General features: G+C 70.1%; 9 protein-coding genes. 3 read left to right on the top strand and 6 right to left on the bottom strand.

All coding sequences use genetic code 11. From position 1 onward, the window contains the following. Window position 1: 1 nt before the first annotated feature. Complete coding sequence (locus tag GT354_RS21095; RefSeq protein WP_161357907.1) at window positions 2-1027, bottom strand: PadR family transcriptional regulator; 1026 nt, start codon at window positions 1025-1027, stop codon at window positions 2-4. Then, the gene (locus tag GT354_RS21090) at window positions 1024-1887 is read right to left on the bottom strand and encodes a DUF4097 family beta strand repeat-containing protein (protein ID WP_161357906.1); all 864 of its coding nucleotides are present in this window, start codon (window positions 1885-1887) and stop codon (window positions 1024-1026) included. Before GT354_RS21090 ends, GT354_RS21095 begins: the two co-directional genes overlap by 4 nt. A gap of 217 nt (window positions 1888-2104) precedes the next feature. On the opposite strand from GT354_RS21090, the gene GT354_RS21085 reads away from it, so the two are divergent. Next, window positions 2105-2986 carry a DUF4184 family protein gene (locus GT354_RS21085; protein WP_161357905.1) on the top strand — a complete coding sequence of 294 codons (882 nt, stop codon included), beginning with the start codon at window positions 2105-2107 and terminating at the stop codon, window positions 2984-2986. A gap of 47 nt (window positions 2987-3033) precedes the next feature. On the opposite strand, the gene GT354_RS21080 is transcribed toward GT354_RS21085, so the two are convergent. From GT354_RS21080 to GT354_RS21065, 4 genes are all read right to left on the bottom strand, one after another. Continuing rightward, window positions 3034-3216 carry a DUF6104 family protein gene (locus GT354_RS21080; protein WP_161357904.1) on the bottom strand — a complete coding sequence of 61 codons (183 nt, stop codon included), beginning with the start codon at window positions 3214-3216 and terminating at the stop codon, window positions 3034-3036. Window positions 3217-3379: 163 nt separating this feature from the next. Next, a complete protein-coding gene (locus GT354_RS21075) occupies window positions 3380-7237 on the bottom strand; it encodes a multifunctional oxoglutarate decarboxylase/oxoglutarate dehydrogenase thiamine pyrophosphate-binding subunit/dihydrolipoyllysine-residue succinyltransferase subunit (protein ID WP_237535302.1) in 3858 nt (1285 codons plus the stop codon). 282 nt (window positions 7238-7519) lie between these two features. Then, window positions 7520-8527 carry an ATP-binding protein gene (locus GT354_RS21070; protein ID WP_237535304.1) on the bottom strand — a complete coding sequence of 336 codons (1008 nt, stop codon included), beginning with the start codon at window positions 8525-8527 and terminating at the stop codon, window positions 7520-7522. A gap of 65 nt (window positions 8528-8592) precedes the next feature. Then, entirely contained in the window at window positions 8593-9303 is a 711-nt protein-coding gene (locus tag GT354_RS21065) for a response regulator transcription factor (protein WP_161357901.1), read from the bottom strand. A 371-nt stretch (window positions 9304-9674) separates the two neighbouring features. Between GT354_RS21065 and GT354_RS21060 the strand changes: the two genes are divergently transcribed. Both GT354_RS21060 and GT354_RS21055 read left to right on the top strand, forming a co-directional pair. After that, a complete protein-coding gene (locus tag GT354_RS21060) occupies window positions 9675-10706 on the top strand; it encodes a phosphatase PAP2 family protein (protein WP_346012106.1) in 1032 nt (343 codons plus the stop codon). Between the two features lie 168 nt (window positions 10707-10874). Beyond that, window positions 10875-12434 carry an MFS transporter gene (locus GT354_RS21055; RefSeq protein WP_161357900.1) on the top strand — a complete coding sequence of 520 codons (1560 nt, stop codon included), beginning with the start codon at window positions 10875-10877 and terminating at the stop codon, window positions 12432-12434. Window positions 12435-12630 lie beyond the last annotated feature (196 nt).

The following is a 12630-nucleotide window of genomic DNA, read 5'->3' as shown; positions in this document are numbered from 1 at the left end:
CCTACGACCGCTTGTTCGGCCGGTCGCGCTCGTCGAAGATCTCCCGCAGTTCACGCAGCGCCGTGACCACGACGTCGCGCGCGCGGTCGACCTGATCGGCCGTCACACCCGCCCGGTGGGCCAACGGGCCGATCTCGCCGCGCAGTCGATCGACGATCCGTTCCACGTCGAAGCCCTCCGACGAGCACCGCTCGGACCCGGCGCCCTTCGCGCCCTTGGACTCCTTGCTCCCCTTCGCCCGCTTCGACCCCTTGCGCTCGTCGCGCTCGTCGGCATCGGGCGACTCGGGCCGCGCGGGCCCGGTGGCCCGCCCGGGCCGGTCGGTCTCGGCCGCCCACGCGTCCGGGTCGAGGTCGAGATCCACCCGCTCGGTCGGGCGGTTGCGCCGGGTCGCGTCGCGCCCGCCGCCCTCGCCACCCGCCGCCTCGCCGCCGAACCTGCGCCGCAGTTCGCGCTCCAACTCGTGCACGCCCCGCTTGCCCGCGAGGTCCACGAGGTTGTGCGCGAGCCCCTCGGCGAGATCGGCCATCTTCTGCGAGAAGACCGGCCCCCACGGCGAATTCGGCTCGGCCGCGGCCTTCTTCCCCCGCGAGCGCGCGCCGGTCGGGCCCCCCGGGCCGTCGGCCGGGCGCGAGGCCCCGCGCACCTCACGGACCGCCTCGCCCAATTCCTCGCGCAGGCTCTGCGCCGACGTGCGCACCTCGTCGCGGATCTCCCGGGCCCGTTCGTACACCGACTCGTGGATCTGCGCCTCCAACTGTTCCAGTTCCGCGGCGCGCTCGCCCAGTTCGGTACGGCCGGCGTCCGTGATGCGGTACACCTTGCGACCGCCCTCGACCGAGTGCTCGACCAGGCCCTCCTGCTCCAACTTGGCGAGCCGGGGGTAGACGGTCCCCGCCGAGGGCGCGTAGAGGCCCATGAAGCGGTCGTGCAGCAGCCTGATGACCTCGTAGCCGTGTCGGGGGCTCTCGTCGAGCAGCTTGAGCAGGTACAGCCGCAGCCGGCCGTGACCGAAGACCGGGGTCATGCGATCACCTTTCCCTCCGGGGCGCGGCGCAGCAGCGCCACGTCGCCCGATATCGAGTTGATCTGAAGCCGCCCCGAACCCTCGCCGAGCCGGCCGCTCACGTGGCTCGCACCGTATCGGCCGCTCGTGGTCAGTTCGTCGAACGCCGAGTCGACCGAACCGCCCGCGCTGCGCACGTCGACCTTCATGTCGCCGCGGTGCGGGAGCCGTACCGTCAATTCGCCGGAGACGGTGCTCAGTTGCACGTCGCTGCGGCCGACGGCGTCCAGATCCAGGATCATCGGCCCGGAGACCGAGTTGGCCCGGACCTTGCCGCCCGTGCCCTCGATCACGGTGAGCGAGCCGGCCACCGTCACGACGTTGAGATCGCCGGCCATCGACTCGGCGTCCACCGAACCCGAGATCGTGTTGGCGTCGACCGTGCCGGTCAGGCCGACCAGGGTGAGGTCGCCGCCGATGCTGCGCACGGTGGTCGCGCCGTGCATGCCGGACACGGTCGCGTGCGCGGACACCACACCGACCTCGATCGTGCAGTCCCACGGCACCGCGAGGGACACCTCGACGTGCCGCTGGGCGAGCGCGCGGCCGTCGGCCACGAATGCCTTGAAGTCGGTGCGCCGAGCGCCCTGGAACCAGTTCATCAGGTGTTTGCCGGTCAGGTCCTCGTAGGACACGACCAACTCGCCGCTCACCTCGTCGTGCGTCACCAGAAGCGGCGCGCCCTCGATGGCGTGCACCTCCAGGCGGGCCGGGCCGTCGGTGCCCACGACGTCGACGAGACCGCCGATGGTGCGCACCCGCAGCACGCTGACGGGGTCGAGCGTGAGGTCTTCCGGTGCCTCGATCATCCATCGGGACATGGACCCTCCCCTTCGGGTCGGAGTGCCGAACGCGATATATCGCGAAGCTCTTTCCGCTCACGATATATCGCGTCTGCCGCACGTCAAGGGAACCAGCGGGTTCGGTTTTCACGTTTCTTCCTGCCGAGGGCCGGGCGGCGACGGACGCCGGCTCTCGGTCGCCCGGCCACTCGGCCGGGGGTACTCGTCACGCGACGGCATTACGGGGGCAGTACGCATGCCATTCACGCTCAGCCACATCGCCGCGATCCTGCCCCTGCAAGGGGCCACCCGCACCGGTACCACGGCCGGCGACGGAGCGGGGCGCCACGGGCCGCTGGTGGCGTCCGCGCTCGCGTTCGGCGCGATGGCGCCCGACGTGATCCTGTTCGTGAACCTGGACACCCTGCCGGTGCGCGCCGACCGGGCGGCGACGCACGAGCTCTGGCCCGGCGTGCTCGGCCTGAACATCGCGCTGACGGTGTTACTGGTGATCGGCTTCCATCTGCTCGCGAGACCGCTGCTGGTGCTGCTCCCGGACGGAGTGCGCAGCCGCTTGGAGGAGCCGCTTCGGCCCGTGTTGCCGGGCAGGCTCCGGGCGGCCGCGCGCGCCCGTGCGCCGTTCGTCCGGGAGGGTCTCACGGCGGGCGCGTGGTTCGTGGTCTCGGCGATCCTCGGCGGGCTCACCCACATCGGGTGGGACGCGTGGACGCACCACAACGACCCGGGCGTAGCCCACGTCCTGCCCGAACTGCGGCACGAGTTCTTCGGGTTGCGGCCCGGCTACGTCCTGCTCCAGCACGTCAGCACGGTGCTCGGCCTGGTGGCCTGCGCGGTGTGGACCCGGCGCTGGATCGGCCGGCTGCCCGAACGCCCGCTCGACGGCCCGCGGATGGCTCCCGGGGTGCGCTGGGGCGTGGTGGGCGCGTTGACCCTGGCGGGCCTGCTCGGCGCGTCGCAGGCGGTGCTGCCGCTGCCCGACGGGCGGGTGCCGGCCTTCGAGGTGCTCGGTTTCGACGTGGCCACCGGCTTCGGCCGCGGACTCGCGACCGGGCTCGTGTTGTACGGGGCCGCGTGGGCGTCGTGGCACCACTTCGCGTCCCGCCGCGTCACGGCCTGAGGGCCGGCGGGTCACCGGACGAGGGCCGAGCCGGCCACGGCCCCGCGCTACTCGTCGTCGTCCTCGTCGTCCAGGCGCGCGATCCACGTGGCGAGTCGCTCGACCGGCGTCTCGAACTCCGGGTTCAGGTCCACGAACGTGCGCAGCTGCTCGGCGAGCCACGCGAAGGACACCTCCTCCTCGCCGCGCCGCTTCTCCAGCTCCTCGATGCCGCGGTCCGTGAAGTACATGCTCCCCAACTCCGTATGCGTGTGCCGTGTGCGGACGACCGCCCGGCCGCCGACCGCGGGCGCGGCCGGCCGGTGGACAACGGGCTCCGCCCCGGCGCGCATGGTACGCGCGCCGGGGCGGAGCCGGTGAATCGGTGCAACGAGGAGCCGCGTCGGTTCGACGTCAGCTCATCGCCTCCTCGACCAGGCCCTGCTGCTCGGCCTCGTGCCGCTTGGGCGAACCGACCGCCGGCGACGAGGACGACGGACGGGCGATCCGTCGCGGCGCCGGCAGGCCGTACTCGACCAGGTTCAGCGCGATGAACGGCCACGCACCCTGGTTGGTCGGCTCCTCCTGGGCCCACACGAGCTCCAGATCCTTGCCGTAGCGGTCCAGACCGTAGCGCTCCAGCTCGGCCTTGAGCTCGGCCACCGGCAGCGGGTAGAGCCGCTCGATGCGCACCAGCGCGATGTCGTCGCGGCCCGACTTGGCGCGCCCGGCGGCCAGGTCGTAGTGGAACTTGCCCGACGACATGATGACGCGCTTGACCTTGCCCGGGTCCACCGTGGTGTCCCCGATGACCGGCCGGAACTGCCCGGTGGTGAACTCCTCGATCTTCGACGCGGCGGCCTTGAGCCGCAGCATCGACTTCGGGGTGAACACCACGAGCGGCTTGTGGTGCGGGTTGAGCGCCTGCCAACGCAACAGGTGGAAGTAGTTGCTCGGCAGGGTCGGCGCGGCCACCGTCATGTTGTTCTGCGCGCACATCTGGAGGTAGCGCTCGATCCGGGCCGACGAGTGGTCCGGACCCTGGCCCTCGTAGCCGTGCGGAAGCAGCAGCACCACACCGGAGTGCTGGTGCCACTTCTGCTCGGCGGAGGAGATGAACTCGTCCATGATCGACTGCGCGCCGTTGGCGAAGTCGCCGAACTGCGCCTCCCACAGCACCAGCGACTGCGGCCGGGCCAGGGAGTAGCCGTACTCGAAGCCCATCGCGGCGAACTCGCTGAGCAGCGAGTCGTACACGGTGAACTTCGCCTGTTCGGGAGTCAGGTTCGCCAGCGGGGTCCACTCGGCGCCGGTGTTGCGGTCCATCAGGACCGCGTGCCGGGTGCCGAAGGTGCCGCGGCGGCTGTCCTGGCCGGCGAGTCGCACGGGGCGACCCTCCATCAGGAGCGAACCGAACGCGAGCGTCTCGCCCATGGCCCAGTCGATCGTGCCGTCCTCGACCATCGCCGCGCGACGCTGCAACTGCGGAAGCAGTCGCGGGTGCACGGTGAAGTCCTCGGGCTGCGAGATCTGCGAGTCGACGATCCGCTTGACCGACTCCTGCGAGATGCCGGTCGGATCGATCCGCGGGAACGGGACGTCCGCGGCCGGCGACGCCGGCGAGGCCTGGGCCGCGTCCTTGGGGCCGGTGGCCTGCCGGACCTCGGAGAAGACCTTCTCCAGCTGGTCCTGGTAGTCCTTCAGCGCCTGCTCGGCCTCTTCGACGGTGATGTCGCCGCGACCGATGAGCGCCTCGGTGTACAGCTTGCGCACCGAACGCTTCTTGTCGATCAGGTCGTACATCAGCGGCTGCGTGAACGACGGGTTGTCGGCCTCGTTGTGACCCCGGCGCCGGTAGCAGATGAGGTCGATCACGACGTCCTTGTGGAACGTCTGCCGGTATTCGAACGCGAGTTGCGCGATGCGCACGCACTGCTCGGGGTCGTCGCCGTTCACGTGGAAGATCGGCGCCTCGATCATCCGCGCGACGTCGGTCGCGTAGATCGACGAGCGGGACGCGGCCGGGGAGGCGGTGAAGCCCACCTGGTTGTTGATCACCACGTGGATCGTGCCGCCGGTGCGGTAGCCGCGCAGCTGCGACATGTTGAGCGTCTCGGCGACCACGCCCTGACCCGCGAACGCGGCGTCGCCGTGCAGCAGGAGCGGCAGGACCGGGAAGTCGGCGCCCTCCATGTCGATGATGTCCTGCTTGGCGCGCACGACGCCCTCCAGGACCGGGTCGACGGCCTCCAGGTGCGACGGGTTCGCCACGAGCGACACCTTGACCTGCGCGCCGTCCTCGGAGGAGAACGTGCCCTCGGCGCCGAGGTGGTACTTCACGTCGCCCGAGCCGTGCATCGACTTGGGGTCGATGTTGCCCTCGAACTCGCGGAAGACCTGCGCGTAGGACTTGCCGACGATGTTGGTCAGCACGTTCAGCCGGCCGCGGTGGGCCATGCCGATCGCGACCTCGTCGAGACCGTCCTCGGCGGCGGCCGAGATGATCGCGTCGAGCAGCGGGATGGTGGTCTCGCCGCCTTCGAGCGAGAAGCGCTTCTGGCCGACGTACTTGGTGGCCAGGAAGGTCTCGAACGCCTCGGCCGCGTTGAGCCGGCGCAGGATGCGCAGCTGGTCCTCGCGGTCCGGCTTGGCGTGCGCGACCTCGACCCGCTGCTGGATCCAGCGGCGTTGGTCCGGGTCCTGGATGTGCATGTACTCGATGCCGACCGTGCGGCAGTACGTCTCGCGCAGGACGCCCAGCACGTCGCGCAGCGTCATGAGCGCCTTGCCGGCGAAACCGCCGACCGCGAACTCGCGCTCCAGGTCCCACAGCGTCAGCCCGTGTTCGACCACGTCGAGGTCCGGGTGCCGGCGCTGCTTGTACTCCAACGGGTCGGTGTCGGCCATCAGGTGACCGCGGACCCGGTAGGAGTGGATGAGCTCCTGCACACGTGCCGTCTTGTTGACGTCGTCCTCGTGTGTCGCGGAAATGTCCTGCACCCAGCGCACGGGCTCGTACGGGATGCGCAGCGAACGGAAGATCTCCTCGAAGAAGCAGTCCTCGCCGAGCAGCAGCTGGTTCATCCGACGCAGGAACTCGCCCGACTGGGCGCCCTGGATGATGCGGTGGTCGTACGTGCTGGTCAGCGTGAGTGTCTTGCTGACCGCGAGACGGGCCAGGGTGTCCGCGGACGCCCCCGCGAACTCCGCCGGGTAGTCCATTGCCCCGACGCCGACGATCGTGCCCTGCCCGGGCATCAGCCGCGGCACCGAGTGCACGGTGCCGATGCCGCCCGGGTTGGTCAGCGAGATCGTCACTCCGGCGAAGTCGTCCACCGTGAGCTTGTTCGCGCGAGCCCGTCGGACGATGTCCTCGTACGCCTGCCAGAAGGCGAAGAAGTCCATCTCGTCGGCCTTCTTGATGGCCGCCACCACGAGCTGGCGGTCACCGTTGGCCTTGGTCAGGTCGATCGCCAGACCGAGGTTGACGTTCGCCGGCTTGACCAGGAAGGGCTTGCCCTCGCGCTCTTCGAACGCGTGGTTCATCGACGGCATCGCCTTGGCCGCCTGGACCAGTGCGTAGCCGATGAGATGGGTGAACGAGACCTTGCCACCGCGAGCGCGCTTGAGATGGTTGTTGATCACGATCCGGTTGTCGATCAGCAGCTTGGCCGGAACGGCCCGCACGCTGGTCGCGGTGGGAATCGTGAGCGACGAATCCATGTTGATCGCGACACGTGCCGCCGGGCCCTTGAGCTGGACGGCCTCGGGGGATGCGGCGGGCTGCTTCGCCGTCGCGGCGGGTGCCTTGACGGCGGGTGCCTGCGCGGGTGTCGAAGGTGCGGCGACCTTGGCCGCCGGGGCGGGAGTCCGAGTGCCGGCCGGGGTGGGCGTCGGCGCGGGCGCCGCGTCCTGTACTCCGGTCGTCATTATCGGGTGGCTCGGAGCCGGGGCCGGAGTCGTCGTCCCCGTCGCGGTCGACGACACTGCCGCCGTCACGCTTGCCGGGGGTTGCGCCGGGCTCGACGCGGGGATGCTTCCAGAGTTGCTGTTCGACGAGGAGTCCGTCGAGGTACTGCCTGGTGTTGCTGGTGTGGGGCCGCTCGGGCTTGCCACGGTGGCTTGACCTGCGGGCGTCGACGGAGTCGACGATTCGCTGGGCTTGTAATCGGCGAAGAAGTCCCACCAAGCACGATCCACCGAGTTGGGATCCTGCAAATATTGCTGGTAAATCTCGTCGACGAGCCACTCGTTGGGGCCGAAGCTGGCCATCGGGTTGCTAGGGGACTGTGACGACACGGCGGCAACCGCCCTCTTCCGCTTCCTGGGGTGGTGGACAGCGGGAAACAAGGCTACGCCCTTTCACCGGTGTCGCGCAGGCCCCTCGGCCTCCGCGTCGCGTAGATCACAAACGCTTGACCGTTTGGTCGCGTTTGTTGCTTCCCGCCGTATTGTTGGTCACGGAACGTCATGTCGGGATCGTCCCGTGCAGTCGTTGAGCAGTATGTGAGCAGTAGTTATGTAGTAGTCGCGTAGTAGTGGAAAGTAACGAAATCACGCAGAGTCACCAGGCAGCAGCACTCGGATGCGGCATCCATGGCTCGACTCGGCTACCGAGATATCACCTCCATGCAGATCAACGGCCCAGCGGGCGATGGCGAGCCCGAGACCGGTACCACCGTCGGCGCTGGAACTCTCGCCGCCGCGGGTGAACCGCTCGAACACCCGACCACGCTCACCGTGCGGAATGCCCGGCCCCTCGTCCTGCACTTCGAGGCGAAGGCTGCCAGGGCCCTCGTCGCGTCGTGCGTACAGACTCACCGTGCCACCGGAAGGGCTGTGCCTGCACGCGTTGGCCACCAGATTTGTCACAACCTGATGCAGCCGCTCGGGATCGGCGAGCGCGGTCAGCTCCGGCGGGCTCACGTCCACTCGAAACCGTACGTCGCTTCCCAGCGCCGCAGCGCCGGTCTCGGTCGCGAGCGCCGACAGGAACGGCTGTACGGCGAACTCCCGGGCGTGAAGGGGAACGGCCCCCGAATCGAGCCGGGAAAGGTCGAGAAGTTGTGACACGAGCCGGCCGAGTCGCGCGGTCTGGGTGAGGGCCAGGCCCAGCGTGTCGGGATCGGGCTTTTGTACGCCGTCGACCATGTTCTCCAGCACCGCGTGCAGCGCGGAGATGGGCGTGCGCAGCTCGTGCGAGACGTTGGCGACCAGTTCGCGGCGATGTCGGTCGACCGCTTCCAGGTCGGCGGCCATCCGGTTGAACGCGGTCGCGAGTTGGCCCACCTCGTCGCGGGAGGTGGCCCGGACCCGGCGCGAGTAGTCGCCGCGCGCCATCGCCCGCGCGGCGGCGGTCATCTCGCGCAGCGGCGAGGTCATCCCGTGCGCGAGCACCAGGGTCACGGCCAGGCACGCGAGGGAGGTGAACACGAGCATGTAGCGGAACCTGACCTCGGCCCGCAGCCCCAGGATGATCAGCAGCGTCGACACGAACACGGACGCGATCACGAGCACGCCGAGCTTGGCCTTGATCGAACGCAGGCGATCGAGCGGGCGCAGGTTGCCCCGACGAAAGCTCGTCCGAGGAGAGCCGCCGGCCTTCCTCGGCCGGGGGCGGGCAAGGTTCAGGACGGTGCCTCCAGCGCGTAGCCCACGCCGTGCACGGTACGGATCCACTCGGCGCCGAGCTTGCGGCGCAGCGCCTTGACGTGGCTGTCCACGGTGCGAGTTCCGGACGCGTCGACCCAGTCCCACACCTCGGCGAGCAACTGCTCGCGCGAGAGCACGGCGCGCGGTCGCGACGCGAGACACACGAGCAGGTCGAACTCGGTCGGCGTCAGGTGTACTTCGGCCGCCCCGAGCTGAACACGCCGCTGGGTGCGGTCTATCCGCAACGACCCCAGGTGCAGCGCGGCCTCGGGCGCCCCGGCACGCGCGGCGGCCTCGGCCCGCTCCATTCGACGAAGCAGCACGTGCACGCGCGCGACCAGCTCGCGCATCGAGAACGGTTTGGTCATGTAGTCGTCGGCGCCGACGGCCAGGCCGACCAGGAGGTCGGTCTCGTCGTCGCGGGCGGTGAGCATGATCACCGGCAGGCCCGGATGCAGTGCCTGGAGCCTGCGGCACACCTCCAGGCCGTCGAGGCCGGGCAACATCACGTCGAGCACGACGATGTCGGGCCGGGTGATCGCGGCCGAGGCCAGCGCCGAGGGCCCGTCGGGCGCGGTGATCGCCCCGAAACCCTCGGCCCGCAACCGCGCGGCCACCGCGTCGGCGATCATGGGCTCGTCCTCGACCACGAGCACGAGCCTTTTTTCCCCCGTCGGGTCGGTCATACGAGCAGCGTACGTATCGGCGGGGGCGACGTGTGCCGGTTGGCGAGGGTTCGTTGGGTCGAGGGTGGGGCAGCGGGCTCGTCGGAAGGCGGCGGCGGGCCCTTGGCCCGGGCACGTGGGAGGGGGTATCGGGGCGCGGTCTCGTACCGCGTTCCGAGGAGAGCGGGAGCGTTCTCTCCCTCGCATGAGTGGGGCCCGATTGATACTTCAGGGGGAGGAGCGGTCTAACCTGATCCGTCTACCCTGGCTGGAGCGTTGCCGCCGTACCGCCGTTTGCTCGGGGTTTCCCTGTGGTCCGGGACCGGTTCACCAGCCGGGCGGCGACCGAAGAGACCGATGGCACAGCCGGCACAACCGACAGCTTGGGGGACGTGGTGAAGGGCAAGATCACGGAGGATCCCGCCCCCGGGGTCGGAAACGGCGGGAGGCGGTCGGGACCTCCCGGTTCTTCCGCCCCCTCCTCCGCCTCCTCCACGCCCACCTCCTCCTCGGGTGCTTCCGGTTCCTCCGAGCCCTCCGGCGGTTCCTCCGGTTCTTCAGGTTCGGCCGCTTCCGTCGGCCCGTCCGGCTCTGCGTCCGCTCCCGCGTCCGGGTCCGCCTCGGGCGGCGGCACGTCGGGTGCCGCGACCGACGCCGAGGCGGCCAAGCTGCAACGGAAGCGCACGCTCAAGGACGCCGGCCGCGAACTGCTGCTCGTGGCGTTGCTGTTCGGCGTGTACAAGCTGGGGCGCGGTCTGGTCTCGGGCGAGACGTCGGCGGCCTACGCGAACGCCAAGCAACTGCTGACCATGCAAAAGGACCTGAGGCTGCCCGACGAGGCGGCCTTCCAGGAATGGTTCATGCAGTCGCATACGGCAGTGCTGATGTGCAACAAGTACTACGCGTACGTGCACTTCCCGGCCACCGTCGCGTTCCTGCTGTGGCTGTGGATACGCCATCGCGATCACTACCGCTGGGTGCGCAACATCCTTGCCGTGATGACCGGTATCGCCCTGATCATCCATATGCTCGTACCACTCGCACCGCCGCGGATGATGCCGGGCTTCACGGACACGGGCAAGGACTCGGGAGACTCGCCGTACGCGGGCGCGGGCGCCAAGATCGCCAACCAGTTCGCGGCGATGCCGTCGCTGCATGTGGGCTGGGCGGTGGTGGTCGCCCTGGGCATGGCCGTGGTCTGGCGCACGGCGACGGGACCGAGTCGGCGGATCGCGAGTTGGGCGGTCTGGCTGCATCCGGCGATCACGCTGTTGGTGGTGGTCGTGACCGCGAACCACTACTGGTTGGACGCGGTGGTGGCGTTGCTCCTGTTGGTCTTCGCGCTTGCGGTGTTGCCGGGGCCGGGGCAAAGGCCCGGGGCCGGATTGCCGCGGCGGATCCCGGCGCCTCGGACAGCGCGTTAGGCCTCGGACAGCGCGTTGCGTCGCGCAGCAGGAGCGATCACGCGGGCGGTGACGGGCCGGCCCGAACTCGCGGCCCTCGACGCCGTCGGCCACGGGTCGATCTGTCGTGCTTCACAGGCTTCCGGGCGCTTCCGAGTGTGGTGACGACTGCGCGGGCATGATGCTGCAATGCCCGTCTCTTCTTCCGCCGGTCCCGGCGGTCCTGCCGGCCCCTCCGGTTCCGCCGGGGGTATCCGCGCCGGGACCGGGGCCGGGCGGTGGATTCTGGTGGCCACGGTCCTCGGATCCGGTATGGCCATGCTCGATTCGACCGTCGTCAACGTCGCGCTGCCGACCATCGGGAAGAGCTTCGACACGTCGCTCGCCTCGCTGCAGTGGACGGTCAACGCGTACACGCTCACCCTTGCCGGGCTGATCCTGCTCGGGGGTGCGCTCGGGGACCGCTACGGCCGACGGCGCGTGTTCGTGATCGGTGTCGTGTGGTTCGCGCTGGCGTCGTTGCTGTGCGGGGTGGCTCCCAACGTCGAGGTGTTGATCGCCGCGCGGGCGCTCCAGGGGGTCGGCGGTGCGTTGCTCACACCCGGGTCGCTGGCGATCATCCAGGCGTCGTTCCATCCCGACGACCGAGCGCGGGCGGTGGGGGCGTGGTCGGGCCTCGGCGGCGTCGCGAGCGCGCTCGGCCCCTTCCTCGGGGGCTGGCTCGTGGACGCGGTCAGTTGGCGGTGGGTGTTCCTGATCAACCTGCCGCTCGCGGTGGTGACGGTCGTGGTCGCGCTGCGCACCGTGCCGGAGACGTTCGACCCCCAGCCGCGCGGCCGCTTCGACGTGAGCGGCGCGGCGCTGGCGGCGCTGGCGCTGGCGGGCATCACATGGGCACTGGTCGAGGTGGAGGCCAACCCGGTCGCCGCGGGTATCGCGGGCGCGGTCGGGGTGGCGGCCGGTATCGGATTCGTCGCGATCGAGCGGCGTACGCGGGAGCCGATGCTGCCCCTCGACATCTTCCGGGTCCGGCTTTTCTCCTCCGTCAACGTGGTGACGCTGTTCGTGTACGGCGCGCTGGGCGCGTTCATGCTGCTGTTCGTGCTCGAACTGCAGACCGTGGCGGGCTACTCGGCGCAAAAAGCGGGGCTTTCGCTGGTGCCGGTGACGATCGTGATGCTGCTGCTTTCGGCCCGCTCGGGGGATCTCGCCCGCCGGATCGGCCCTCGCTGGCAGCTGTCGATCGGGCCGGTGGTGTGCGCGAGCGGCCTGCTGTTGCTGCTGCGGGTCGGGCCGGGGTCGGCCTATGTGACGCACGTGTTGCCCGGGGTGCTGGTGTTCGGCCTCGGCCTCGCATCGTTGGTCGCGCCGCTGACGGCGACGGTGTTGGCGTCGGTCGATGTCACCCGGGCCGGCATCGCCAGCGGCGTCAACAACGCGGCCGCGCGGGCGGCGGGGCTCCTGACGGTGGCCGGGTTGCCGGCGCTGGTGGGATTGTCCGGGGACGGCTACCGCGATCCGGGGGCGGTGGATACGGGGTTCCACCGGGCGCTGTGGATCTGCGCGGGGCTGATGCTGGTGGGTACGGCGGTGGCCTGGTTCACGATCCCGTCGACCGCGTTCGCCGCCGAGGAGGGCACGGCCCCGGCCGTTCCGTGTGGTCGAACGGGTTGTGACGTCGCGGGGCCGCCGCTGGATCCTGGGGACGTGGCAGTGGACACCACGGCCGGCGAGGGCCGCGCGGGCTGAGCTCGTGGCCGCGTTTTTGGCGATTGCGCGCGTGGTGGCTTTTTGGGCGGCCGGTGCCGTTGCCGGTGCTGGGTCGGGGCGCGTGTGCTGCGGTTGCGGTTTGGTTGGGTTGGGAGGTGTTCCCACCCGCACCGCCCGTTGCGTTTGCGTTTTGGGCTGCGGGATTACGGCGCCGGGGTGGCGTGGTCCGGCCCCG

The sequence above is a fragment of the Streptomyces sp. SID3343 genome, from assembly GCF_009865215.1.
Lineage (GTDB): Bacteria > Actinomycetota > Actinomycetes > Streptomycetales > Streptomycetaceae > Embleya.
The sequence above is the reverse complement of the archived record's forward strand: the minus strand, read 5'-3'. Positions and strand labels throughout refer to the sequence as shown.

Excerpts from the sequence above, each read along its gene's own strand:
- GT354_RS21080 (WP_161357904.1), bottom strand. The coding sequence starts at position 3,216 with ATGTACTTCACGGACCGCGGCATCGAGGAGCTGGAGAAGCGGCGCGGC.
- GT354_RS21075 (WP_237535302.1), bottom strand. The coding sequence starts at position 7,237 with ATGGCCAGCTTCGGCCCCAACGAGTGGCTCGTCGACGAGATTTACCAG.
- GT354_RS21065 (WP_161357901.1), bottom strand. The coding sequence starts at position 9,303 with ATGACCGACCCGACGGGGGAAAAAAGGCTCGTGCTCGTGGTCGAGGAC.
- GT354_RS21090 (WP_161357906.1), bottom strand. The coding sequence starts at position 1,887 with ATGTCCCGATGGATGATCGAGGCACCGGAAGACCTCACGCTCGACCCC.
- GT354_RS21055 (WP_161357900.1), top strand. The coding sequence starts at position 10,875 with ATGCCCGTCTCTTCTTCCGCCGGTCCCGGCGGTCCTGCCGGCCCCTCC.
- GT354_RS21085 (WP_161357905.1), top strand. The coding sequence starts at position 2,105 with ATGCCATTCACGCTCAGCCACATCGCCGCGATCCTGCCCCTGCAAGGG.
- GT354_RS21095 (WP_161357907.1), bottom strand. The coding sequence starts at position 1,027 with ATGACCCCGGTCTTCGGTCACGGCCGGCTGCGGCTGTACCTGCTCAAG.